This window comes from Saccharopolyspora phatthalungensis (assembly GCF_014203395.1).
Taxonomy (GTDB): Bacteria; Actinomycetota; Actinomycetes; order Mycobacteriales; family Pseudonocardiaceae; genus Saccharopolyspora; species Saccharopolyspora phatthalungensis.
On the sequence record NZ_JACHIW010000002.1, the window covers coordinates 118,661 to 142,678 of the forward strand.

At 67.3% G+C, this 24,018-nt stretch carries 20 protein-coding genes; 7 read left to right on the top strand and 13 right to left on the bottom strand.

Features of this window, described 5'->3' with window-relative positions:
- Positions 1-13 precede the first annotated feature (13 nt).
- Entirely contained in the window at positions 14-1,186 is a 1,173-nt protein-coding gene (locus BJ970_RS27450; RefSeq protein ID WP_184732302.1) for a helix-turn-helix domain-containing protein, read from the top strand.
- Between the two features lie 57 nt (positions 1,187-1,243).
- Here the strand turns inward: BJ970_RS27450 and BJ970_RS27455 are convergent, their stop codons facing one another.
- Positions 1,244-2,437: a cytochrome P450 gene (locus BJ970_RS27455; protein ID WP_184729640.1), complete on the bottom strand. Its 1,194-nt coding sequence runs from the start codon at positions 2,435-2,437 to the stop codon at positions 1,244-1,246.
- 245 nt (positions 2,438-2,682) lie between these two features.
- Between BJ970_RS27455 and BJ970_RS27460 the strand changes: the two genes are divergently transcribed.
- Both BJ970_RS27460 and BJ970_RS27465 read left to right on the top strand, forming a co-directional pair.
- Positions 2,683-4,170 carry a serine/threonine-protein kinase gene (locus BJ970_RS27460; RefSeq protein WP_184729642.1) on the top strand — a complete coding sequence of 496 codons (1,488 nt, stop codon included), beginning with the start codon at positions 2,683-2,685 and terminating at the stop codon, positions 4,168-4,170.
- Positions 4,171-4,449: 279 nt separating this feature from the next.
- Entirely contained in the window at positions 4,450-5,064 is a 615-nt protein-coding gene (locus tag BJ970_RS27465) for a DUF2269 domain-containing protein (RefSeq protein ID WP_184729644.1), read from the top strand.
- On the opposite strand, the gene BJ970_RS27470 is transcribed toward BJ970_RS27465, so the two are convergent.
- The 3 genes from BJ970_RS27470 to BJ970_RS27480 all read right to left on the bottom strand — a co-directional run bounded on the left by BJ970_RS27470 (position 5,040) and on the right by BJ970_RS27480 (position 7,844).
- A complete protein-coding gene (locus BJ970_RS27470) occupies positions 5,040-5,693 on the bottom strand; it encodes a response regulator (protein WP_184729646.1) in 654 nt (217 codons plus the stop codon). The genes BJ970_RS27465 and BJ970_RS27470 overlap by 25 nt on opposite strands.
- Positions 5,690-6,790, bottom strand: a complete 1,101-nt coding sequence (locus tag BJ970_RS27475; protein WP_246471864.1) for a sensor histidine kinase — start codon at positions 6,788-6,790, stop codon at positions 5,690-5,692. Before BJ970_RS27475 ends, BJ970_RS27470 begins: the two co-directional genes overlap by 4 nt.
- Before the next feature lie 163 nt (positions 6,791-6,953).
- On the bottom strand, positions 6,954-7,844 hold the full coding sequence (locus BJ970_RS27480) for a PfkB family carbohydrate kinase (RefSeq protein ID WP_184729650.1): 891 nt from the start codon (positions 7,842-7,844) through the stop codon (positions 6,954-6,956).
- A gap of 155 nt (positions 7,845-7,999) precedes the next feature.
- On the opposite strand from BJ970_RS27480, the gene cutA reads away from it, so the two are divergent.
- The gene (cutA, locus tag BJ970_RS27485) at positions 8,000-8,317 is read left to right on the top strand and encodes a divalent-cation tolerance protein CutA (RefSeq protein ID WP_184729652.1); all 318 of its coding nucleotides are present in this window, start codon (positions 8,000-8,002) and stop codon (positions 8,315-8,317) included.
- On the opposite strand, the gene BJ970_RS38260 is transcribed toward cutA, so the two are convergent.
- Positions 8,308-9,681, bottom strand: a complete 1,374-nt coding sequence (locus BJ970_RS38260) for an NsdA family TPR-like regulatory protein (RefSeq protein WP_246471865.1) — start codon at positions 9,679-9,681, stop codon at positions 8,308-8,310. The genes cutA and BJ970_RS38260 overlap by 10 nt on opposite strands.
- Before the next feature lie 1,647 nt (positions 9,682-11,328).
- Between BJ970_RS38260 and BJ970_RS27495 the strand changes: the two genes are divergently transcribed.
- Complete coding sequence (locus tag BJ970_RS27495; RefSeq protein ID WP_221468283.1) at positions 11,329-12,456, top strand: adenosylhomocysteinase; 1,128 nt, start codon at positions 11,329-11,331, stop codon at positions 12,454-12,456.
- A 3-nt stretch (positions 12,457-12,459) separates the two neighbouring features.
- The gene (locus BJ970_RS27500) at positions 12,460-13,014 is read left to right on the top strand and encodes an NUDIX hydrolase (RefSeq protein ID WP_184729654.1); all 555 of its coding nucleotides are present in this window, start codon (positions 12,460-12,462) and stop codon (positions 13,012-13,014) included.
- A gap of 331 nt (positions 13,015-13,345) precedes the next feature.
- Here BJ970_RS27500 and BJ970_RS27505 read toward each other — a convergent pair whose 3' ends face one another.
- Genes BJ970_RS27505 through BJ970_RS27535 form a run of 7 tightly spaced genes read right to left on the bottom strand, consistent with a single transcriptional unit; the run spans position 13,346 to position 20,768 of the window.
- Positions 13,346-14,077, bottom strand: a complete 732-nt coding sequence (locus BJ970_RS27505) for an SDR family NAD(P)-dependent oxidoreductase (protein WP_184729656.1) — start codon at positions 14,075-14,077, stop codon at positions 13,346-13,348.
- The gene (locus BJ970_RS27510; RefSeq protein WP_184729658.1) at positions 14,077-15,363 is read right to left on the bottom strand and encodes an MFS transporter; all 1,287 of its coding nucleotides are present in this window, start codon (positions 15,361-15,363) and stop codon (positions 14,077-14,079) included. The genes BJ970_RS27505 and BJ970_RS27510 overlap by 1 nt, the downstream gene beginning before the upstream one ends.
- 55 nt (positions 15,364-15,418) lie before the next feature.
- Entirely contained in the window at positions 15,419-16,225 is an 807-nt protein-coding gene (locus BJ970_RS27515; protein WP_184729660.1) for an SDR family NAD(P)-dependent oxidoreductase, read from the bottom strand.
- 4 nt (positions 16,226-16,229) lie between these two features.
- Positions 16,230-17,147: a PCC domain-containing protein gene (locus tag BJ970_RS27520; protein WP_184729662.1), complete on the bottom strand. Its 918-nt coding sequence runs from the start codon at positions 17,145-17,147 to the stop codon at positions 16,230-16,232.
- Positions 17,144-18,730 (bottom strand): acyl-CoA synthetase, encoded by a 1,587-nt coding sequence (locus BJ970_RS27525; protein WP_312864492.1) that lies wholly within the window; start codon positions 18,728-18,730, stop codon positions 17,144-17,146. Before BJ970_RS27525 ends, BJ970_RS27520 begins: the two co-directional genes overlap by 4 nt.
- Positions 18,727-19,905 carry an acetyl-CoA acetyltransferase gene (locus BJ970_RS27530; protein WP_184729664.1) on the bottom strand — a complete coding sequence of 393 codons (1,179 nt, stop codon included), beginning with the start codon at positions 19,903-19,905 and terminating at the stop codon, positions 18,727-18,729. The genes BJ970_RS27525 and BJ970_RS27530 overlap by 4 nt, the downstream gene beginning before the upstream one ends.
- A gap of 2 nt (positions 19,906-19,907) precedes the next feature.
- Positions 19,908-20,768 (bottom strand): IclR family transcriptional regulator, encoded by an 861-nt coding sequence (locus tag BJ970_RS27535; RefSeq protein WP_184729665.1) that lies wholly within the window; start codon positions 20,766-20,768, stop codon positions 19,908-19,910.
- 209 nt (positions 20,769-20,977) lie between these two features.
- On the opposite strand from BJ970_RS27535, the gene BJ970_RS27540 reads away from it, so the two are divergent.
- The gene (locus BJ970_RS27540) at positions 20,978-22,171 is read left to right on the top strand and encodes an FAD-dependent monooxygenase (protein ID WP_184729667.1); all 1,194 of its coding nucleotides are present in this window, start codon (positions 20,978-20,980) and stop codon (positions 22,169-22,171) included.
- Here BJ970_RS27540 and BJ970_RS27545 read toward each other — a convergent pair.
- A complete protein-coding gene (locus BJ970_RS27545) occupies positions 22,168-24,018 on the bottom strand; it encodes an ABC transporter ATP-binding protein (protein ID WP_312864493.1) in 1,851 nt (616 codons plus the stop codon). The two genes, BJ970_RS27540 and BJ970_RS27545, sit on opposite strands and share 4 nt — an antisense overlap.

The window sequence follows — 24,018 nt, forward strand, 5'->3', positions numbered from 1 at the left end:
CTCTGTGACAACCATGGGAATTGGCGCTCGGGTCGCGGCGTATCGGAAGGTGGCGGGGCTGACTCAGGCTCAGCTTGCCGAGCGGTCGCACTACTCGCTATCGACCATTCGGGCCGTGGAACAGGGACGTGAGCCGGCGTCGCCGGCGTTTGCCGCAGCTATGGCGCGAGCGCTGAAGGTCGAGCCCGAGGAACTGACCGGGACTCCTTACCGCGATGCGATCGAGCAAGACGGCCCGCTTGAGGGGATGCCAGAGCTCCGAGCGATTCTCGCCGAGGCCCAGTACGTGGAGCCTGTTCGGCCGCAAGCCATCGAAGCGATGTCGGCGGAGCTGGAGATCGTGGATCTGGCTTATCGCAATGACGAGGGCAGGCAGGCACTCGTGCGACTGCCGACACTGCTTCGTCAACTGCACGGTGCGGCGAGAGAGGCAATGACGGATGCTGAGCGGGGCCGGGTGTATTCGCTGCTGGCATCCGGGTACGGGACCGCAGAAAAACTCTGTAGACGGTTCGGTTACCTGTCCCTGTGCACGCCTGCGGTTGATCGGCTGGAATGGGTGGCTCACCAAGCTGATGACCCGCTTTATGTCGCGAAAGCCAAGATAAAGCGCGCTCGCGTGCTGATGTATTTTGACGCCAGCGACGTTGGGCTTTCACTTGTGGAGCGGGGACTCAACGAGATTTCAGGCGGCGACGAATCCGCGATCGCGGTACGCGGAGACGCCCACCTGTGCGGAGCGATCATAGCTGCGCGTGCCCGGAAAGCCGACATCGCGCGTGAGCACATCGCGGAGGCAAGAGACCTTGCGGAGCGTGTGACCGGCGAGAGCGATGCGTATGGGACGTTGTTCGGCAAGGCCAACGTGGGTATTCATGCCTGTGCTGTGGAGTTGGAGGCGGGTGATCCCGGTAAGGCCGCTCGGGAAGGTTCGGAACTTCGTCTTCCTGCTGGGATTGCTCCGCCGAGGGCGGGGCATCACTGGCAGGACACCGCGCGCGCATGGTTGCTCGCAGGCAACGCAGGCAAGGCTCTGGAGGCTCTTAACCGTGCTCGGAAGGTGGCGCCGCAGCAGACGCGCCTGCATCCGTCGGTGCGGGAAACGCTGACGAGTATCGCGGGTTTGGAGCGTCGGCGTTCCGAGAGCTTGACGGCGTTCAGCGGGTGGTTGGGCCTTCGGCTGTAGGGGCTCCCGGTTGGGAACACCAACCTTCCGCCCATACCGGCACAACCACTCGCATCGTCAGGGCTTCGGCACCGATACGACCATGCCGCGCAGTTCGTAGCCACCGATCGCGTCGTTGAACGAGACCTTCGGCGGCTTTACCAATCGGATGTAGGGCATCGCGAACAGCTTCCGGAGGAACACGTCGGTCTCCAGGATCGCGACGTTCGCGCCCGGGCACTTGTGCGCGCCGTCCCCAAAGGACAGTCCTGGGCCGAAGGCGTCGTTGAGGGGGCGGCCGGGACAAATGGAAAGCGGCTTTTCGCCCATCGCCTGCGGATCGGTGTTCGTCGCGCTGACCTGAATGTCGATCAGCTCGCCGGGCGGGACGGTGACCGTATCGTTGCCTCCGTTCGGCAGCTCGACGGGTGCCGTGGTGCGCCGCTTGAGGTGCCCGACGACCGGTTCCAGCCGCAGCAGTTCGTGCAGGATCGCGAGACGGTCGCGCTCCTCGGCGGCGCGGTAGCGAGTCAGCAGCTGGCCGTCGGTGAACAGGTGCCACGCGGCGAGGTTGACGAACTCGCGGGTGGTGACCATGCCCGCGGCGGCGAAGGTGACGCACTCGCCGAGGATCTCGGCGGACGAGCAGCCCTCATCGAGCAGATGCGAGATCAGGTCGTCGCGGCGCTGCGCGCGGCGCGCGCGGACGGCCGGCCGGACGTCGGCGAAGTAGATCCCGGAAAAATTGGTGGCCTGCCGCCACACCCAGTAAAGCCCGTTGAGGCTGGTGAAGCCCGGTTCCCCGAATTCTTCGGGGAAGAATCGCTCCAGCCGTCGCGCGAGACCCGGGCGGCTTTCGGTCAGCCCGATCACCGCGCGCGCCACCTCGACGGCGAGGGTGAAGCTCAGCTCCGAAAGCTCCGCCTGCCCGGCGCCCCGCAGCTTGTCCAACTGTGCGTCAGCCACCCGTTCCATGAGCCCGCGGTAGCTCTCGTCCACCCGGCGCGGGGTGAAGTACTTGGCGGTCTGCCGCCGGTGCTCGCGGTGCTCCGGCCCGTCCCGGTACAGCACCGGTCGCCGGAACTTGGCGGGCATCTTCTCGAACGTCTCCACGCCGAGCCCGGCCTGAACGGTGTCGGTACTGCGCAAGGCGGTGCGGGCGGCGGCGTAGCCGCGGACCGTCCAGACGCCGTCGGAACCACGGCTGACCGGGCAACCGCCCTCGGCTTCGCCCCGATCTATCTTGCGTGCGTTCGTCCCGTCGGTCGGCATCGCGGACCGGTCCTTTCCACGGCGTGGTGGTCGAGCATGATCCACTTCTTCTAGCAGGCCGGACCGCGCGGCGCAGCGGTCGGTATCGGTTCGTAGCGGAAACTTCACCGGCGACACCTGGCGACCGGGGGATTTCCGTCGGTCACCGGGAGCGGCGGCCGGATGCGCGGAGTTCGGGCCGCGCCGGGCCGTTGTGAGTCACCTAATAGAATGACCGCGATGTCGGTCCTGAGGAGTTTCGCACCGTGAAGTGGCAGTTCGGTCCTTACCTGGTGGAAGGATTGATCGCGCGGGGTGGGATGGGGGAGATCCTCCGCGCGTACGACACCCGCCACGACCGCGTCGTAGCCCTCAAATTGCTGGCCCAGCACCTGGCCGCCGATGATGAGTTCCGGGACCGCTTCAAGCGCGAGGCGCACGCGGCCGGACGTCTCCGCGAGCCGCACGTGATCCCGATCCACGCCTACGGCGAGATCGACGGCCGGCTCTACCTGGACATGCGGCTGGTCGAGGGAAGTGACGTCGGCTCCCTGCTCGCCGCCAACGGCCCGATGAGCCCGGCGGACGCGGTGGCGGTGCTGGAACAGATCGCGCAGGCGTTGGACGCCGCGCACGAAGAAGGTCTGGTGCACCGGGACGTCAAGCCGTCCAACATCCTGGTCGGCCACAGCGGATTCGCCTACCTCGTCGATTTCGGCATCGCTGCTTCGCTGCGGGCCACCGCGTCGCTGACCTCCACCGGCTATACCGTCGGCACGCTCGCCTACATGGCGCCGGAGCGGTTCGACGACGGTCCGGTCGACCACCGGGTGGACGTGTACTCCCTGGCCTGCGTGCTGTACCAGTGCCTGACCGGCGCGAAGCCGTTCGGCGGAGACACGGCCGCGGCGTTGATCAACGCGCACCTTAACCAACCGCCGCCGGTGCCGACGACCGTGCGCGGCGACATCCCGCGCGAGTTCGACCACATCGTCGCGCGTGGCATGGCGAAGAACCCCGCCGATCGCTTCTCCAGCGCCGGTGACTTGGCCCGGGCCGCACGCCAGGCATTGACCAGCGTCACCGCGATCCCGGCGCGATTCGCGCCGATGCCGACGGAGCGCAAGCGCAACGGCAAGCCCGCACGCTGGGTTTACCTGCTGGCCGGAGTCGGCGTGGTCGCGGCGGTGGCCGCGGTGACGGCATTCGCGACGACGATGCGCGACGAGCCGGGGCAAGCGATCCCGGCCGACGGCTCGGGGCCGCTGCGGGAGGACACGACCTCGGTGTTGCCGGCACCGACTTCGCAGCCTTCCAGCGCGCCGCTGGCCCCGCCCGCGCCACCGTCGACCACACCGGCTCAGCCGCCGGTGCGGGAGACCTCAATGCAGGCGCCCGAACCCCTGGAACCGCCCCAAGACCCGGAGACACCACCCGCCAAGCCCGCGCAGACCAAGTGGTGCCAGTCGATCACCTTCGACGGTGCTGAGCGGGGCACGGGCTGTTTCGAGGCGATCGGTGACCACCTGTTCGCGCAGGACACCAAGGCGGACGGCATGTGGATCAAGACCGTGGCCGAGACCGACTACGGCCGGGTCGAGGAGTGCAAGGACGGCAACAGCGAAGGCGGACCGGTCGACTGCAACCTGGACCTGAGCGAGAAGGGCCGCGTCCACTTCAAGATCGAGCTTTGGGACGCGAAGACCAAGATCAGCGACACCGCCTGGTCCAAGTTCGTTCCGATCGGCCAGTAGTCATAGTGCTGGGGTAATGGTCGGTTGCGCGCGCGAAAACGCCGCCGGCTCCGCACCGAGACCGCCGATTTCGCGCGAAAACGCCAACCCCGCCGCGTGATCTGGCCGACCGAGATGGTGCGGGCCGGACGCGCAGGAAACACGCGCCGAGGTACGCCGAGCTGCGTACGGCCGGAGTCGATTGCGGCCCGATGCGCTGATCGGGGGAACTCGGCGACCGTTGGTGCCGCGGCGCACGGACGATCCGGCGTCGATCCGTGAGCCGATCGGGAGGCCATCGTGTCGAACCGGCCAGCAGCGACCAAGCGCGGCACTCGCCGCCTTTCGCCGGGTGCCTACAAGTTGTGCAGCACCATTCATCTCGTCGTCGCGGGTTCGTGGCTGGGCGTCACGGCGGGCAAGCTGATTCTCGGCCTGGCCGCCGTGCTGACCGCAGCCCCGCCGCGCGCGCAAAGCCTGTATCTGGCCATGGACGCGATCGACATCGCGTTTCCGCCGTTGGCCATCGCCACGCTCGTCTCCGGCATCGCGCTCGCGCTGGGCACCAAGTGGGGCCTGCTGCGGCATTACTGGGTGGTGACGAAGCTGGTGCTGACCGTCGCGGTGATCGTGACCGCGGTCCAGCTTGAGGACAGCTACGTGCGCCGCGCCGTGCCCGCCCTGGAATGGCGCGGCGACGGCACGTTCTTCGGTGCACAACCGTGGTCGGCCGGTCTCCTGCTCGCCCTGCCCGTGCTCCACCTGGGCATGCTGCTGGTTGCGACGGTGGTGTCGGTGTACAAGCCGTGGGGCAAGACCCGCCGGGCGGGGCGTGCACTAGCCGGGACCAGTCTCAGTGCCACGGCCGCTGAGCAGACGGCGCACGATGTTCAGTCGGCCAAGCCCGACTGGTAGGCGAATACGACGAGCTGGGCGCGGTCCCGCGCGCCCAGCTTGATCATCGCCCGGCTGACGTGGGTGCGCGCCGTGGCCGGGCTGACCACCAGGCGTTCGGCGATCTCCTCGTTGTTCAAGCCTTCCGCGACCAGGCCGAGCACCTCCCGCTCCCGTTCGGTGAGCGTGTGCAGCTGCGGGTGCGGTCGGCGCGATCGCGGCGTCATCGACACGAACTCGCGGACCAGCTGCCTGGTCGCCGACGGCGCCAGCAGCGCGTCCCCGCCGGCCACCAGCCGGATCGCCCGCAGCAGGTCGACCGGCTTGGTGTCCTTGAGCAGGAACCCGCTGGCTCCGCCGCGCAGCGCGGTGAAGACGTACTCGTCAACCTCGAAGGTCGTCAGCACGATCACCTTCGTGTCCGGCAGGTCGGGGTCCGCGGTGATCCGCCGGGTCGCCTCCAACCCGTCGACCCCGGCCATCCGCACGTCCATCAGGATCACGTCGGGCCGGTGCTCGCGCGCCGCGGCCACCGCCGCCAGTCCGTCCGCGGCTTCGCCGACGCAGGTCAGGTCGTCCTCGTTGTCAATGAGGGTGCGCAGTCCGATGCGAACCAGGTCCTGGTCGTCAACGATCAACACGCTGATCATGGGTTTCCTTCGATGGGCAGGCGGGCGTGCACTTCGAACCGGCCGTCCCCGGTGGGACCGGCGGTGAACTCGCCGCCCAGCGACGCGATGCGCTGCCGCATGCCGGGAATGCCGAGTCCGCCGCTGTCGCCCGGGGCGCCGGTGAACGGGTTGGCGACCGTGATGACCACGGCATCGGCCGCGTAGTCGATCGTCACCGCGGCGCGTTTGTCGCTGCTGTGGCGCAGCACGTTGGTCAATGATTCCTGCAGAATCCGGTAAGCGGTCAGGTCGACCACGGCAGGCAACTCGCGCGGCTCACCGGTCGTGGCCAGCTGCACCTGCACCCCGGCTTCGCTCATCCGTTGCCGCAGGTCATCGAGCCTGGCCAGGCCCGGGGCCGGGGATTGCGCGGCGCTGCGGCGCACCACGGCAAGCGTTGCGCGCAGCTCGTCCAGCGCATCGCTGCTGGTGCGGCTGATGGCCTCCAGCGCGACCTCCGCCTGCTCGGGCTTCTTCGGCAGCACGTGCAGGGCGACTTCCGCCTGCATTTTGATCGCGGCCAGCCCGTGCCCCACGACGTCGTGCACCTCCTGCGCGATCCGCAGCCGTTCGTCGTCGACGCGTTGGCGCAGCACTTCGGCCCTGGCCCGGGACGCCGCTTCGCGTTGCTGCCGGACGACGACGCCCACCGCGAACGGCACCACCACCCACGCCGATCCCGGTATCACCCCGATCAGGTCGGCCAGCGTGGTGCTGCTGGTGAAGACGCGGATCAGCAGCAAGCCCAGCGCGGCGAACGCGGTCGGCACCGAGGTGGCCAGCGGGCGGTGCCTGGCCACGGTGTAGACCGCGATCACCAACGCCAGCATGATCGGGCCGTAGGTGTAGCCGAGGACCAGGTACGTCGAGATGAGCGCGGCCCCGACGAGCAGCGTGAGCACCGGTTGGCGCCGCCGCAGCACCAGGACCAGACCGGCGGCCGCCGCCAGGATCAGGCCACCGGGGTCCAGCGGCCGGTGCGAGGCCGCCGCCCAGTGGTCGGCGCCCACCGTGCCGGCGATGCCGACCAAGGTGACCACGACGGCGAGGACGGCGTCCCAGATCAGCGATCTCATCGCGCGCATGCTCGCAGTTTCCGCGATGCGTGCGCCGCGGAAGTCAGCCAGGGAGCGAACATGCTCCTACTCTCCTCGACGTAGGCATCGGTGCCACCCCGGCACCGTGCCCTCAAGGTACCGGCGCGCACGCGGGCTTTCGTCCACAATAGAACGGTGGGATTCACCGGCGGGGACTCGCCAGGTCGGGCAGTCGGTGGAGCCAGGCGCGGGGGCCGGGGATTTCACATTTGAGGGCGGCGACGGCCGCGGCGCGTTCAATGCTGGTCGGGACGTCGGATCCGGGTTGGCAGGCGAAGTAGCAGTAAGCGCCGTGGAACACATCGCCCGCGCCGAGGGTGTCCACCGCTTGGACGCGCGGTGGGGACACCGTTGCGAACTCGCTGCCGTGCCACCAGCGGACCGGGCCGCTGCCGTGCGTGGTGATCACGGTCGGGATGTCTTGGTCGAGCAAGGCCAGGGCGGTCTCCTCGGAGTTCGTCGTTCCGGGCACCCGGAAATCGGCGGAGGCGATGACCGCCTCGGCACGCGGCAGCAGCGGCCGCATGGTCGGCTTCCAGCGCCCGGCGTCCACCACGATCGGCGCCGATGCCGCGTTCGCAGCGGCTTCAGCGAGCACCGGGTGGTGGCCGTCGAGCAGGACCACGTCGGCGAAGTCGATGTGTTCGGCCAGCTCCGGCGCCCGATGCACCTGCAATGCGGTGGTGTCGATGCCGATGACCGAGCGCTCGCCGGTGCTCCGGGTGACCGCGACAGCGGAGACCGGGGCGTCGGTGGTCCGGTCGGCGGCTGCGTCGACGATGGTGACCGAGTGAGATTCCAGGTCGGCCCGGATGACGGTGCCGAGCGCGCCGCGTCCGATCGCGGTGACCAATACCGCCGCACCGCCCAGCCCGGCGAAGGTCACCGCCGCGTTTGCCGCCGGTCCACCGGCCGCGACGAACTGGGCGCTCGCGGTGGTTTTCTGATCGGCAGCCGGGCGGACATCGACGTGGTGCACGACGTCCAGGGTGGTCAGGCCGACGAACACGCCCCGAGGTGGTGGTGCAGCCATACCGGCAGTCTAGAGAGCGTTTCAGAAGTGGTGTGCGTAGCCTCTTTTCTCCCTGGTGGTGTCGCGCCTGGCCGTAGAGTTTCGGTATGTCTCACCACACCCCACACCGCCGCAGGGGCACTGCTACGGCGGTGTGGGTCGATAGGGTCCGAGGTATGGCGAACTACGTCCAGGTGGTCACTACGACCGACAGTGAAGAGGCAGCCGCAACACTTGCCCGCAGCATCGTTGACGCCCGCATGGGGGCGTGCGTGCAGGTGGTCCCGATCCGGAGTTTCTATCGGTGGGAAGAGGCCGTGCAGGATGACCCGGAATGGCAACTTCAGGTCAAGTCTACGAAGGGACGGCAGGATGCTCTAGTGGAGCACATCCGGGCGAACCACACCTACGACGTTCCCGAAGTCATCGTGACGGACATCGTGGGCGGGAACCCCGCTTACCTGTCGTGGCTCGATGACGAAACTCAGGACTGATTCGCGGCCAACAGTTCGTTCGTGACGCGCTGCCGCAGAGCCCCGGCTGATCCTTTGCCGTTGGACTGCGGCAGCGTTTCCGTCAACTCCCAGAGACGATCAAGCGCCAAGCTTGCTTCGTGGCGAATCGCCAGGGGCAGCGCCGCCGTTGCCAATTCATCGGCCCGGTCAACGTCGCTGCCGCGTGCTGCGGACAGAGCGAGATCTGCGACCACTAGCGCACGAACCTTCGTCTCTGTTGGGGAGATCTCCCGTAGCAGCGATTGCGCGAGTGCATCAGTCTGCGGGTGGGAAAGCCGCCCATAGGTAGACACGGTGAGGCTGCCCAGCCGGTTCGCGCCGAAGAACGCGGTCCAGCTTCGTTCGTGGTGCGGGCGGGCGTAGTCGAATGCGGTTACGGCTCGTTCAATGGCGCGTTCGGCGGTGATCCGATCCCCGATTTTTGCTGCCTCTTCCGCCTGGCGTGCAGCCACCCACGTTTGCGTCGTGGCTGCCGAACCGCGCACAAATTGGCCAGCGTCGGCGAGTATCTGAACCGCCTTATCCGGGGCGTCCTGCGAAGCGAATAGGTAGCTCACGTAATTGAGCACACATGCCGTTAGCGGCCCGTCTCCGGCTTCGTCCGCGAATTTCAGCGCCGAGCGGTAACGGTCTTGCGCTTCCGTGAAGCGGTCAAGGTCATAGGCCAACCAACCGGTAAGGGCTTCGGTTTCGCCGGCTGCCGACAACAACCTTCGCCGGTCATTTTCCCGGTGGGTGTTGGCAAGTAGGCGTGCGATGACCTTGCCGTGTTCCAGCAATGAGGCGTGCATGGTGCGTGCGGTGGTCGTCTCTTCCTGCCGGAAGAATCCCGTTGTCTTGTCCTCGATTAGCTGGATGGTCATTTCATCCGGTGCGCGATGGTGATCGAGCGCGTCAGAAATGCGGTTCCACGGACCGGATACCAAGGCAGCCCCGGCAAGTTTCAATGCGTCGCGTCGGTCCACGTCATCCCCTCGATCCGGTGGCGGCTCATGGGTCGTGAGGTTACGTCGATTGGTGGTAGCGGGCGATGCCTCGCGGACATAGGGGGCGCGGACCCACCGCAGCCGCTCCGGCATGTGGATCAGGTCCAGCCACGCCTGCATCCGGGCAAGGCTGGTGCCCTTCTTACCGCTTTCCAGTCGGCTCAGATGGGACTGCCCGATGTCCATCAGAGTGCAAAGCGTGAGCTGCGGCATTGGTGGGTTGACGGACGTTCGGTATGCGCGGAGCAGCCAACCGAAGTCCTGTCGGCTGATGGCCGCCCGCACATCTGCGCGGTCCCAGAATCCGGCCGGAGGCTGCGGTGCAGCGTCGGGGCCGACCACGTCACGTTCGTCCATTCGTGCACCCCAATGGTTGTCCGTGTGCAGGGAGTGTAGCGGACTGCACGGCGCGTGATCAGTCGTTATGGCCGCCGGGCATATTTGGGGCATAAGGCTATGTCCGGCGGGGATTGTGCGCCTTGACCTCTGAAGCGCAAAGTTCGGGCCGTAATTGAACTGACTAACGCGGCGGTGGGGGTGGTTGGTCGTGGATCGATGGGCGTTCGTGGTGTTCTCGTGCGTGATCACAGCTTTCCCGGCCGTGAATTGGATTCGTAATCTTTCGCCGATTCTTCATGCCCGGCAGGTGCGTCATTGTCGCCGCACCACGCGCAAAATCTGGGCACGTTGCCCGGAGTCGCGCCCGCTGACGAATCGGCAGCCGGTCACCGCCGCTTTGCACGGCGAGAGCGGTGATCGGTTCCTGTCGGTGGGTCGGGTGCGGGAGTTGACGAGGACGCCCGCCCCGGCTCACCGCGCACGTGTCCGCATCTACGTCGGGGGTTCCCGATGAACGAAACTTTGTTCTCGATGCTGCACGTGCATTGGGTGGTTCCGTTGGGGGCCACGGCATTACGGAAGCCATCGCCGTCCGGCGGGTTGGAAATCGTTTCCCCGTGCTGTGCGGTGATTGGGTCACGTTGTTGCCGGAACCGCCCCAAAGCATCGGCGCGAACACACATCAGTTTTGCGCGGATTGCATTCTCGAGTGGGCGGCAATGGGCGACGGCAGCTATGTATCCGTCAAAGAGAGGTATCCGGAATGGTTGAAAGCTCAGGAGTCATAGAACAGCCGTGGACATGGGTGGAGTGTTCCAATTGGATGCGAATGCGGAAACGTCTGCGCCTTGGGATGAGTGGGGAGAAAGTGACGTTGGCGCTGCCTCCGTCCGATGTGGCGACGTTGACGGAACCGCAGGCGATCGAACTTCGGGACGAGTTGACCCGGCGGATTGCGGAGCTTCAGACGCGACGGAGTTGCCGCAACGTATCCCCCGGCCTTCCTGGAAGCTAAAGGGCGAGATTTACCCACCGCCACCCCCCGACGAGTTCGTCGAACGATTGCTCGCCGGGTTGCGGCGGTGGTCCTAGACGCGGTTGCGTGCTGTGTCACCCCGGCACGTGACCGCGCCCACCCCGGGCACTTCCCCCCGTCCCCGGGGTGGGCATCCAAGCTCGACGCGGGCTTTCGACCACTTTCCCCGCGTTGAGAAACGGCCCGGACGATTCGGATTCCCCGACCCGATGAGTCCGGGCCGGTCCTATCTGCGGAGGTATGGAACATGACGAAAAGGAAACGAGCGGTGATCTCGGTGGACCGATTACGCGGCGCGGCGCAGGATTTCGAGAGCGGCACGCACACGAAGATTCTGGCAGTGCGGTACCGCGTGGCGCTGCGGACGTTGCTTACCGCGTTCGCAGCGTGGGGTGTCGACTGCCGTCGGACGGAGTCACCGGAAAGCGCGGTGCGTGATGCCGAAGCTTTCGATCGAGAAGGGGTTCGGTTGGGGCGTACTGCTGTTCACGCTCGCTGTTCTCTTGTTGGCGGCGCGGCTGCACGGGGTGGTATTTCAACTCACCCGATTCGCCGTTCACCGCTGATGCTGTGGTGCCGGAATGCGTGCAGTCGCGTCCGGCCGCGCTAAGGGAAGAATCGTTGAGAGGATGACCGTGGAGGTATTCGAACGTGCGCAGCTCGATTCGTACTTTGGTCGCATCGCCGGGCAGTTCGCGACGGACGAGCGTGCGGCGGCATTCCTGGTAACGCATCTGCTGCCGGAACGCCCGGCTTTTGTTCGCGGCGTGGGGCAGATAACGGACCTCCGGGCGGTGCTGCCTAAACCGAAGTCAATCAGTGAATCGGCGATACGGCAGATTGAAAGCGACGGATTCTCGTGCGACCGGCTGACGCGGGAACTGTTCAGCGATCCGCAGCGGGCATTGGACTATCTCGAATCCCGTGCTGCCGGATGCCGCACGATTCTGCTGGACGTGGGCGGATATTTTGCACCCGTTTTGAACGACATATGCGAACGGTTCTCCGGGCAAATCCTCGGAGTCGTAGAGGACACCGAAAACGGGCACCAGCGGTACGCGGAGTTGAAACTGCCGTGTCCGGTCGTGTCCGTTGCACGGTCGCCACTGAAAGATCCGGAGGATTACCTAGTCGGTCAATCCGTGGTGTTCAGCGCGGAAGCACTCATGCGCAGCCGGGGGGACATCCTGCACGGCCGGAACGCCCTGGTGATCGGGTTCGGCAAGCTAGGTAGTTCGATAGCGCGGCTGCTGCACGCCAAAGGGGTGCACGTGACCGTGCACGATATCGACCCTGTGCGACGTACACAGGCACTTTCGCAGGGGTTCGCGGTCGCCCGCGAGTGTCGGCATGCACTGCGGGATGCTGGACTCGTGCTCTGCGCTACCGGTCGCCTGTCCCTGCGGGGTGAAGACTTCCCGCAAGTCCGTAACGGCGCATACGTCGCCACGGTCACTTCGTCTGAAGACGAATTGGAGCTGGACGGACTCACCGACGTTTACGACCGCACCCCCGTGTGCGACAACATCACGCGATACCTGACTACGGGGCACTACTTCTACTTGCTGAACAAAGGCAACGCAGTCAACTTCCTACACGGCGCAAGCGTCGGACCCTTTATCTTCCTGGTTCAAGCGGAAATTCTTGCCGCGTCGGCATTGCTTTCGCGGCAGAACTTGGAACCGGGAATGCACGAAGCAAGTGCACACGACCGATCAACCATCGCCGCTACGTGGCTCGACTATTTCAATAGGTGAAGCATGACAATCACGACTGAGCACATTTCGCAGGCACTAAAAGCGTACTTGACCAACTACCCGGAGCATGTCGACGACGTGCAGGTGATCGCTGACCTGATCGCCGAAGGTGTCGACATCACGCCCCGCACCGAATTCCGGGGGCACGCGACGGCGGGCGCTGTGCTGCTCAACGAATCCGGACAGGTCTTGCACATTCGTCACCGTGCGCTGGGCAAGTGGCTTCGGCCGGGTGGACACCTCGAACACGGAGACGAGTCGCTGTGCGACGCGGCATTGCGGGAACTCGACGAAGAGACCGGGATTAAGCCGGAAGCGGTCACCGTGATCGACGATGTGCCGATTCACGTGGACGTGCACACGATCGACGCAAACCCGGAAAAGGGTGAACCGGAACACCAGCACTTCGACTTCCGGTTCTTGTTCCGCACGACTTCCGCGGTCGGCGAGTTGCAAGAAGCGGAAGTGACCGGGGCGGATTGGTTCCCGGTGGACACGCTGCCGGGGCAAGGTCTCCGGGAACGGGTTCGGGCGGCAGTGGCATCGCGGAACAGCTAGACCACGTCCGGCCCTAGACACAAGGCAAAGCCCTCGTGTGGTCGCCTGAGCGACCACACGAGGGCGTTGCTATGTCCTTGCAGCGTGACTAGGCCCAGCGTCGCCAGCAGTGCCAGCAGTGCCAGCAGCAGACTAGCCAGCCCTAACCCATTCGCGCGAAATCGCCCGGCATAGTCCCGAGCCTCGGCCGTCTTGGCCGATGTCCGAACATCGTTGGTACGAAAGGGAAAATGGGCACCTTCCGTCCTCAGTGGGCGCGCCCGATTCTCTCCGTTTTCCGAGGCAGGAATTGGTAATCCCCGTACGCGACTTGCGCGTACGGGGGTGGGTTTCAGGCTCTGGTGAGGCCACCGTCGACGTCGATCACCGTGCCGTTGACGTAGCCGGCTCCTGGGGTGGCCAGCCAGGCCACCGCGTCCGCTACCTCTTCGGGCGTGCCCAGGCGGCCCGCCGGGATTTCGCTGGTGTCGTAGGCGTGTCCGGCGGTCATCTGGGTGGCGATCGGGCCCGGGGCCACCACATTGCTGGTGATGCCCAGGCGGCCTACCTCGCGGGCGATCCAGCGGGTCATGTTGATGACGCCCGCCTTCGACGAGGCGTACGCGACACCCGAGCGGCCTCCAGAGCCGTCGGCGTGCACCGGACCCGTACCGCCGGTCTTGCCGGAGATCGATGCGATGTTGATCAGCCTGCCGTAGCGGGCCTTCTCCATGTACGGGAATACCGCCGCCTGGCAGCACAGGAACGTGCCGAGCATGTTGGTGCTGACATCCGCCATGAACTCCTCCGCCGTGGTATCGGCGAACGAAGTGCGGTGCGCCGTACCGGCGCAGTTGACCATCACGTCGATTCCGCCGAAGCGTTCCGCCACTTCGTCGATGACCGTGCGGACCACCGCTCCGTCCGTTACGTCCAACACCTCGGCATGCGTCGCGTCGAGCTCGTCGGCCACCGTGCTCACCTGCTGGCTCGCGTCGAACAGCGCGAGCCGATCCCCGTCGAACCGGTCGGCGATCGCTCGGCCGATGCCGCCCGCCGCTCCGGTGACCACAACCGCACCCATCAGTGCACCTCCGCGTCGTTGTTCCGGCCTGCCACCACGGCGGTCGCCACCGCGAGCAGGCCCGCGCCCAAGAGGAAGAAACCCAGCACGTAGAAACCGTTGGCGACGGCGCCGCCCGCGGCCGCCGCGCCCACGATCAGCGGACCGACGATGCCGCCGAAATTGCCTGCGACGTTGATCAAACCCATCGCCGGGCCCGCCTGGTTGCGCGGGATGTACTGCAGCGCCCACGCCCAGAACGGGCCGAACGCCGCGTACAGGCCGATGCCCGCGATGATCAGCAAGATCATGTTTCCCAGCAGCCCGAACGTCACGACGTGCTGCACCAGCAGGGTCACGCCCGCGAGGAACATCGGCAGCACGACGTGGCGAGCCCGCTGGTGGGGGCTGGCATCCGATGCCCGTGCATTCAGGTACATCGCCACTGTCGCCAGTACGAACGGGATCGCCGACAGCACGCCCACCGCTGCGATGCCGCTGCTCGACAACTGGCTCAGCAGGCTCGGCAGCCACAGGCCGAAGCTGTACAGCCCCGTGATCCACAAGAAGTAGATCAGGCAGAACGTCCACACCATCGGGCTGCGCAGAACCTCCAGGAACGAGCCGTGCTCGCGAGACGCGGTGGAGGCCCGCTCGGCCAAGAATCGCCGCTCCTCCTGGGACAGGAACCGGTCCTGGTCGGGGTGGTCCGCACCCCAGTAGGCGAACGCCGCGGCCAGTACCAGGGGCGGAATGCCCCAGACGATGAACATCGTCTCCCAGTTGTACGCCGCGATCAGCCAGCCCGCGGTGGGCGCCATGATGATCGACGAAATCGGCAGCGCCATCTCGGAGAAGTTGATCGCCCGGCCCCGCTCCGAGTCCGGATACCAGTTGATGAACATCACCGCGAACGACGGCCACACCGCGCCCTCGGCCAGGCCCATCGCGAACCGCACCGCCAGCAGTTGGTAGTAGCCCGACACCAGGCCGGTGGCGATCGCCGCGGCGCCCCACACCACCAGCGTGCCCACGATCACCCACCTCGGGCCGATGCGGTTGGCCAGCATGCCGCCGGGGACCTGGGTCAGCACATAGCCCCAGAAGAACGCCGAGAGCAGCACGCCGAGCACGGTCGAGGACAGGTGAAGTTCCTTGACCATCTCGGGCGCGGCCACGCTGATGTTCTGACGGTCGGCGAACGCCACCGTGTAGATCAGGAACAGCAGCAGACCGATCCGCCACCAGCGCGCCCGTGGCACCGATGCGGCAGCTGACTTCGTTTCTAGGGGAAAACTTTCGGACATGCGGCCTCCTTGCCACCTTGCGGATGGCTGATCGATCGGTTTCAGGTACGTGGAATCAGGCGGCTTTCGCGTGCAGACCGCCATCCACCGGCAAGGCCACACCGTTGACGTAGGCGGCCTCGTCGGAGGCGAGGAACAGCGCGGCATTGGCGACATCCCAGGCCGAACCCATCCGGCCGGTCGGGCTGTTCGCGTCGCGCTCCGCGCGCATCGTCACGGTGTCGCCATGTTCCCCGGCCAGCTGCTGGTAGATCAGCGGCGTGTGGATCAGGCCGGGCAGGATCGCGTTGACCCGGATTCCCTTGTCGGCGTACTGCAACGCCAGCGACTGGGTCAGTTGGTTGACCGCCGCCTTCGACGCGGAATAGGCCGGGTACGGATAGCCGGTCCAGCGGATCGACGCCAGCGACGAGACGTTGATGATCGCGCCACCGCGCACCAGCAGGTGCGGTATGGCGTGCTTGCAGGCGCGGAACACGCTGGTGACGTTGATGTCGAAGGCGCTCGTCCAGTCTTGCTCCGACAACTCCGTCGGCCCGCCCAGTCTCGTCACGCCGACGTTGTTGTGGACGATGTCCAGGCGGCCGTAGATGTGGACCGCACCGTCGATCGCGGCGGCGACCTGCGCCTCGTCGGTCACGTCAGCGACCACCGGACTGCACTCGCCGCCTGCCGCCATGATCACCTGAGAGGTGCCTTGCAGCGCGGCCTCGTCGCGGTCCACCGCGACTACGCGTGCGCCGTGCTTGGCGAAGGTGACGGCGGTGGCGAATCCGTTGCTGACGCAGCCTTCCGGTGCTTTGACCGCGCTCGCGCCGGCACCGAAGACGATCGCCGTTTTCGCGTCGAGCCTGTTGACCATCGGCTCACCTCGCCTCATCATCGGCCCGGATCGGCTCCAGGCATAGTTCGTAGGTGATGGCCACCGGATTCGCGCCGGAGACCAGCTCGCCCCCGTACACCTGCCCGGACTCGCCGACGAGCGTCGCGGTCAGGGTCGCTGTCGGCACGCCGCGCGCGTCGGTGCGGACCTCGCCGATCAGGGCGATCACCTCCACCGCCGGGCCCGGCACCGCGATGACGCGGTCGCCGACCCGCAGCCGCGCACCGACCAGGCTTCCGACGCTGGCCCGCACCAGGGCCGCGCGGAAATCCTCGGCCAGGCACAGCTTTTCCACCGCCTGCACGATGTCCTCATTCGGTTTGATCCGGGCGACCAGTACTTTTCGCCTCCCGGCAGGGGTCTGCACAGCTGCGGCTCCTTCCGCGCGGTGGTGGAAGATCGGCAGGTTCGTCTCGGCGTCCGGTGCGGACTCCAAGCGCACCCCGGACAACGCATCGATCACCGCTCGGGGTGGCGGCCCGCCGATCGTCGTTTCCGGTAGCAGATGACCGGCGCGCACAACGCCGTCGGCGTCCACCCACAACGCGTGGCAGTGCATCCACTTGCCGCCGTCGCGGACACCGATGGTCGCCGAAGCCATCACCAGCCGCACCGGCGCCCCGACGTCGAACGGTTCGGAGAACGTCGCGACTCGGCTGCCGTCCGGGCACTGGGCGGGAATGCAGTAGCGCACCCGCCCGAAAGTGCCGCCGACGAGTTCGGCTTTGCCCGCCGTTCGGCCGGTTCGCTCCAGCGGTTCCCACAGTGCGTCCAAAATGGACGAACCCGGGGTGAGGTGCTGGACGTGGCGCAGGGCGTGGGCGCGGTGAGCCTCGACGCGCCGGGCATCCGCCGGGCCCGGGTGGCGCAACAGCTCCGGGCGGGCAAATGGCAGGCTCATGTCGTCTCCGCCCGTTCGGCCGCAAGCCGGTCCCTGATGGCTCGCTTGGCGATCTTGCCATACCCGGACTTGGGCAGTTCCTCCCAGAAGAGCAGCTGTTTCGGCAGCTTGTAGCGGGACAACTTCGGCGCCAGCCAGTCGCGCAGCGCCGTCGCGGTCAGCTCACCGCCCGGTCGCGGCACGACCACCGCGATCCCGACCTCGCCCCAGTCCGGATCCGGCACGCCGATCACCGCTGCCTCGGTGATGTCGGGGTGCGCGAGGATCTTCTCCTCGATCTCGCGCGGATGGATGTTGGAGCCGCCCGAGATGTACATCTCCGAGACGCGGCCGGTGATGTAGAGGAACCCTTCCGCGTCGAGAATGCCGAGGTCGCCGGTGCGGAACCAGCCATCGCGGAACGATGCGGCGTTGGCCTCCGGATTGTTCAGATAGCCCTGGAACACCGCGGGTCCGCACACGCAGATCTCGCCCTGCTGCCCGGCCGGCAGTTCCCGGCCGGTGTCGTCCTGGATGCTGATCTGCATGCCAACCCGTGCCACACCGCAACTGCCGAAGTCCACGCCGTCGGGCAGTGGGCGGTCGTGCTGGTCCGGCGGCAGCACGGTGATGTTGCCGGTGACCTCACCAAGGCCGTAGTACTGCACCAGCACCGGGCCGAGTTCCTCCAGCGCGCGCAGCTGGTCCGAGCGGTACATCGGCGCCCCGGCGTAGATGACGTAGCGCAGGCTGCTGTGGTCGCGCAGCCGCACTTCCGGATGCTCGACCAGCCGCTTCAGGATCGTCGGGACGGTGAAAAGGTTGGAGACCCGCTCGGTTTCCACCAGCCGCCAGACCTCCGCCGGGTCGAAATGATCGGCGGCGGGCAACACGGTCTTGGCGGCACGCGCGACCTGCGTGATGAAGTGGATCCCGGCCCCGTGCGACAGCGGTGCCACCGCTAGCGACGCGTCCCGGTGGTCGGTTCCGGGCATCAGGTCGCAGAGGTGGTTGGTGACCACGAAACCCATCTGATCGTGGCCGAGCACCGCGGCCTTCGGGCGGCCGCTGGTGCCGGAGGTGAAGAAGTACCAGCACGGGTCGTCCCGCCCGACCAGCGCCGGCCGGACCGCTTCGGCACGACGCCGCGCGACCGCAGCGGCGACCGAATCGTCGCCGTCGCCGGCGAGGCGCAGCCGGAGCCGCAGCCCCGGCACCGCCTCGGCGACAGCCTGCGCGTGCTCCGGGTAGTCGGCGTGCCCGATCCAGGCGACCGGCCGAGACACCTCGGCGAGGCCGACGACCTCGGTCGGCGTCAGCCGGAAGTTTGTCGGCACTAACACCGCACCGGCGAACCAGCACGCGAACATGGCCTGGATCAGCTCGACATGGTTGGGGGAGTGGACCAGCACCGCGTCCCCGGACCCCACACCCGCCGCGCGGAGTTCGGCGGCCAGGGCACCGACGTCGGCGTGCAGCTCGCGCCAGGTCCACCGCCGGTCACCACTGACCACTGCGTCGCGGTCGCCGTGCCGTCGCGCGGCTTGGACCAGCAGTTCGCCCAGGTTCATCGCGCGCCGCGCGATCGGCAGTCGCTCGCTCACCGGACACGCTCCAGGACCGACGCGTAGTTGGCGACCGCCGCGCCGCCCATATTGAACACCGCCGCAAGGTCTGCCCGGGGCAGTTGCAGGTCCGCTGCCTGACCGGTCAGCTGCATCGCGGCCAGCACGTGCATCGACACGCCGGTGGCGCCGACCGGATGGCCCTTGGCCTTCAGCCCGCCGGAAACGTTGATCGGGAGCTTGCCGTCCCGCTCGGCCAGGCCCTCGTCCACCACACGTCGCCCCTTGCCGCGCTCGGCGAGCCCGAACGCCTCGTACTGCAGGAGTTCTGCGATGGTGAAGCAGTCGTGGGTCTCGATCAGATCCAGATCGTCGAGGGTGATCCCGGCTTCGGCGAGAGCCGCGCCGAAGGCGTCCCGCGCGCCCGCGAACTCCAGCGGGTCGCGGCGGCTCAGCGGCAGCGCGTCGTTGGCGTGGGCACGACCGCGGAACCCGACCGCGCGGGGCGCGCGAGCGGCGATATCCGGGCTCGCCACCACCACAGCGGCGGCGCCGTCGGAGACCAGCGAGCAGTCGGTGCGACGCAGCGGATCGGCCACGAGCGGGTTGCGGTCCGAGACCGTGTTGCAGAACTCGAAGCCGAGGTCCTTCCGGATCTGCGCCCACGGGTTGGCCACGCCGTTGCGGTGGTTTTTCGCCGCGATGCGGGCCAGCACGTCGCGGTGGTCGCCATGACGTTCGAAGTAGGCGGCGGCGATGGTGCCGAACACCGCGGCGAAGCTGCCGTAGTCGGCTTCCTCCTTGCGGTAGCTGGCCGACAGCAGGATGTCACCAACCTCGTCACCCGGCACCCCGGTCATCTTCTCCGCGCCGATCACCAGTGCCGTCCGGCCGCGGCCGGCGGCGACGAAGTCCAGCGCCGCATACAGCGCCGCCGAGCCGGTGGCGCAGGCGTTCTCCAGGCGGGTCGCCGGGATCCGGCTCAACCGCTCCTGGCCCACGCCCACCAACGCCGCCTGGAAGTCCTGGCGGGAGAAGCCGTTGTTGTAGACGCCGACGAAGATGCCGTCCAGATCCTCGACCGGGAGTTCGGCATGCGCCAGCGCGTCCGCCGACACGGCGGCCAGCAGGGCTTCGGTGTCCGGTTCGGCCCGCTTGCCGAACCCGGTGTGCGACCAGCCGATGATCCGCGGTGTTTTGACCGCTCTGGTCACCTTTACCTCCTCGGAGTCGGTTCACCCGTGGCTGCTTCCAGCAGCCGGCACTGCACGACGTGCGCCTCGCGGAGCAGCAGTTCGGCGAGCTCGCGCTGGCGCTCCAGATTCAGGCGCTGCTCGATGGTGGCGATGCTCAGCGCGGCCCGGACGACCCCGTCGGCGTCGTGCACCGGCACACCGACCGCCCAGGAGCCGGGGAAAATCCGGCCGTCGTTGAGGGCGTAGCCGCGCTGCCGGGTCCGGGCGATGAGCCGGCGCAGCACGGGTTCGGACAGCAGCCGGTAGGCGCGCCCGAGGACCTCGGAATTGCGCCCGATCACCGCGTCGACCTCGGCATCGTCCAACGCCGCCAGGATCGCCAAGCTGCCCGCGCCCGCGCCCAGGGGATGGAAGTCGCCCGGTTGCAGCGCGTAGTTGCGGATGGGGGCCGAGGCGTCCTCGCGGTGCAGGCAAACCGAGTAGTCGTCGCGGCGCACGGTGAGAAAGGCGGCGTCGCTGGAGAGCCTGGCCAGCTTCGCCAGCGACGGCAGCGACAACCGGTGGATCCCGAACCGCCCGGCGGCCAGCACCCCGAGCACGTGCGACTCCGGCCCGAGGTGGTAGCGCTGGGTGCGCGGATTCTGCTCGACGAAACCGTTGTGCGACAGGGCGGTCAGCAGCCGATGCACGGTCGGCTTGCGCAGCCCGCTCGCCGAGACCAGCTCGCCAAGCCCGACACCGCGATCGGTGCCGCCGCCCTCGCTGCCGAGCAGCCGCAGCAGTAGCAGCGCCCGATGCGCGCTCTGGGTGCCCGGCAACGGATCGCCGGGCGCGGTGTTGATCCGCGATACGGACTCGGAGGTCGCCGCCGCGCTTCGCATGATCACCAGCTCCCTTGCTGTCGGCCGTTCCGGGCTCGCCGCCGTGGTCCGGAACACGCGGAGCATGCCACCCGCGGGTCCGACATGTGGACCGCCGTGCGGGTGCGACCAGTCGCGCAGACGTGTACAACGAGGGCGTCACGCGGACAACGGCGTGCCACCCGGTGCGTCTGCGCAGCTGCCCGCCTGTTCCCTCAGGAGGTCGTGCTGTGAAGATCGTGTGCATCGGAGCCGGTCCGGCCGGGCTGTACCTCGCCATCTCGGCGAAACTGCGAGACGCCGGACACGACGTGACAGTCATCGAACGGGATCCGCCGGGCGCCACCTACGGTTGGGGCGTCGGCTACGGGGAAAATCTGCTCGACACGCTGTACCGCAACGACAAGGAGAGTGCGGAGCGGATCCGCGCCGAGTCGACGCTGTGGCAGGAGCAGGTCATCGCGATGCGCGGCGACGAGAAGGCGTATCTCGGGGGATACGGCTTCAGCATCAACCGCGCGCCGATGCTGGAGATTCTCGCTGAGCGGGCCACGGGCATGGGTGTGAAGCTCGACTACGAGCGTGCCGTGGAGGATCTGTCGGAACTCTCCGACGCCGATCTGGTCGTGGTCGCCGACGGCGCCAACAGCCGGATTCGGCAGCGCTACAGCGACGAGTTCGGCACCAGCGTGGATCACGGCCGTAACCCCTACATCTGGTTGGGCACCGACAAGGTGTTCGACATGTTCACCTACGATTTCGAAGAGACCCCGGAGGGCTGGATCTGGTTCCACGCCTATCCGTCCAGCACCGAAGTCAGCACCTTCGTCGTCGAATGCCAGGAGCCGACCTGGCGGGGCCTGGGCCTGGACCGGCTGGACGCCGGCCAGAGCATGCGGCTGCTGGAGCGGATCTTCGCCCGCCCGCTGGAGGGCGGTTCGCTGATCAGCCAGTCCCGCGGCAAACCCGCGTCGTGGCAGCGCTTCACCCAGGTCTTCAACCAGACTTGGCGGCACGGCAACGCGATCCTGATCGGCGACGCCGCGCACACCACGCACTTCACCATCGGTTCCGGGACCCGGCTGGCGATGCTGGATGCGATCGTGCTCGCGGACAAGCTGTTCGATCACGACAACCTGGCCACGGCGTTGAAGGAGTTCGACGAGGAGGGCCACACCAACCTGCGCCGGCTGCAAGCCACCGCGCGCAGCAGCATGGCGTGGTACGAACACATCGACCGGTACATCGACCGCAACGTCGTGGACTTCTGTTACGCGATGGCCTGCCGCCACGGAGGGCAGCCTCCGTGGCGGTATCTGCGGCACGTCGCGAATCAGAATTTCCTGGTGCGCAAAGGAAGACGGCTGGCGGCCGCTGGCGGCCGCCGGTTCCAGGCGCACCGGCGCGGCGAAGCCTGGCGCTAGTTGGGCAGCTGCCCGTCCGGCTGGGCCGGTGCACCCGGCCCGGCCGGACGCTCTGGGTGGTGCAGCCGGTAGAGGTGGGCGTACCCGCTGTTGTTGGTCAGCAGCTCGTGGTGGGTACCGGCCTCGGTGATCGAACCGCGGTCCAGGTAGATGATCTGTTGCGCGTCCTGGACCGTGAGCAGGTTGTGCGAGATGACGACGGTGGTGCGGCCGGCCATCAGGCGCCGTAGCGGGCTGAGGATCCGTTCCGCGGCGTCGGCGTCCAGGCTGGTGGTCGGTTCGTCCAGCAGCAGGATCGGAGCGTCCCGGATCATCGCGCGGGCGATCGCGATGCGCTGCCGCTGCCCGCCCGAAAGCAGGCGGCCGCGCTGCCCGACCCGGGTTTCGTAGCCCTCAGGCAGCCGCTGGATGAATTCGTGTGCGTCGGCGGCCTCGGCCGCTTCGACGAGTTGGTTGCGGGTGGCATCCGCTCGTCCGGCCAGGATGTTGTCCGCGATGGTGCCGTCCAGCAGCAGGGTTTCCTGTAGCACGATCGCGATGTTGGCACGTAACGCGGTCATGTCCAGGGCCCGCAGGTCGATGCCGTCGAGCAGGACCCGGCCATGGCTCGGGTCGTAGAAGCGCAACAGCAGCTTGGTCAGGGTTGACTTGCCCGCGCCGCTGGCCCCGACCACGGCGGTGGTCTGGCCGGGCAAGGCGCAGAAGCTCACCCCGTGCAGCACATCGGTGACGGTCCCGGGGTAGCGGAAGCTGACGCGGTCGACCTCCAGGCGACCGGTGGCCCGCCGCGGCAGCGGGATCGGATGCGCCGGGCTCTGCACCAGCGGGCGCTGGTCCAGCAGCTCGATGATGCGCTCGGCGCTGGCGGCGGCCGAGAAGACGGTGTTGGACAGCTGGCCGAGGCTGCGCACCGGGGTATAGAGCTGGGACAGGTACACCAGGAACACCAGCAACCCGCCGAGGCTGATCCGGTCGGCGGACAGCTCGAAGATGCCCACGCCGAGGATGACCATCACGCCGAACACTTCCAGCAGGTCCACGAGCGGCGAGAACAGGGCGCCGACCCGCGCGGCGGACAGCTCGGCGGCGACGTTGCCGCGGCTCTGCTTGGCGAATCGCTCGACCTCGGCGCTCTCCCGCCCGTAGGCCTGGATCAGCGGCGCGTTGCCGAGGCTTTCCTCGGCGACGGTGCTGATGGAGCCGCTGCGGCCGCGGACCTCGCGGGAGGCCAGTTTGATCCGCTGCGCGAAGAACCGGGCGATCAGCCAGAACATCGGCACCGCGACCAGGGACACCAAGGCCAGCAACCAGTCGAGGTAGAACAGCACGCCGGTGAACAGCAGGACCTTCACCAACGAGGAGAAGGTTTGGGCGACCCCGGACAGCACGAGGCTCTCGATGGCACCCACGTCCCCGGTCAGCCGGGAGAGCGTGTCGCCGATGCGCCGGCGGTCGAAGAACCCGATCGACAGGGTGTGCAGGTGGGCGAACACCTTCGTGCGCAACACGTTGAGGAAGTTCTCGCCGATCCACACCGTCAGGTACTGCCCGGAGAAATCGATTGCTCCAGAAACAAGGGTTATCGCCGCGTACGCCGCCGCCACAGCCGGGAACGCAGCGAAGTTGCGGGGCGTGAGCACATCGTCAATGAGCACCTTGAACAGCCAGATCGCGGCGGTGTCCAACATCGGCGCGATTAGCACCAGCAGCAAGCTGAGCAGCAGCCAGCCGCGGAAGGGCCGGGCATCCGGCCAGAAGCGTCGGAAAACCGCGCGCACTCGCATCGTCGGCGCATGCTCGACCAGCCCTTCGGTGTCCCCTTCGGCCGGTCGGAACAGCCAATTCAC

Bases quoted from the DNA above. Each gene is read 5' to 3' on its own strand.
- BJ970_RS27475 (WP_246471864.1), bottom strand. From the start codon at position 6,790: ATGAGATCGCTGATCTGGGACGCCGTCCTCGCCGTCGTGGTCACCTTG.
- BJ970_RS27500 (WP_184729654.1), top strand. From the start codon at position 12,460: ATGACAATCACGACTGAGCACATTTCGCAGGCACTAAAAGCGTACTTG.
- BJ970_RS27495 (WP_221468283.1), top strand. From the start codon at position 11,329: ATGACCGTGGAGGTATTCGAACGTGCGCAGCTCGATTCGTACTTTGGT.
- BJ970_RS27535 (WP_184729665.1), bottom strand. From the start codon at position 20,768: ATGCGAAGCGCGGCGGCGACCTCCGAGTCCGTATCGCGGATCAACACC.
- BJ970_RS38260 (WP_246471865.1), bottom strand. From the start codon at position 9,681: ATGGACGAACGTGACGTGGTCGGCCCCGACGCTGCACCGCAGCCTCCG.
- cutA (WP_184729652.1), top strand. From the start codon at position 8,000: ATGGCGAACTACGTCCAGGTGGTCACTACGACCGACAGTGAAGAGGCA.
- BJ970_RS27470 (WP_184729646.1), bottom strand. From the start codon at position 5,693: ATGATCAGCGTGTTGATCGTTGACGACCAGGACCTGGTTCGCATCGGA.
- BJ970_RS27520 (WP_184729662.1), bottom strand. From the start codon at position 17,147: ATGAGCCTGCCATTTGCCCGCCCGGAGCTGTTGCGCCACCCGGGCCCG.
- BJ970_RS27450 (WP_184732302.1), top strand. From the start codon at position 14: ATGGGAATTGGCGCTCGGGTCGCGGCGTATCGGAAGGTGGCGGGGCTG.
- BJ970_RS27505 (WP_184729656.1), bottom strand. From the start codon at position 14,077: ATGGGTGCGGTTGTGGTCACCGGAGCGGCGGGCGGCATCGGCCGAGCG.
- BJ970_RS27480 (WP_184729650.1), bottom strand. From the start codon at position 7,844: ATGGCTGCACCACCACCTCGGGGCGTGTTCGTCGGCCTGACCACCCTG.
- BJ970_RS27515 (WP_184729660.1), bottom strand. From the start codon at position 16,225: ATGGTCAACAGGCTCGACGCGAAAACGGCGATCGTCTTCGGTGCCGGC.
- BJ970_RS27455 (WP_184729640.1), bottom strand. From the start codon at position 2,437: ATGCCGACCGACGGGACGAACGCACGCAAGATAGATCGGGGCGAAGCC.
- BJ970_RS27510 (WP_184729658.1), bottom strand. From the start codon at position 15,363: ATGTCCGAAAGTTTTCCCCTAGAAACGAAGTCAGCTGCCGCATCGGTG.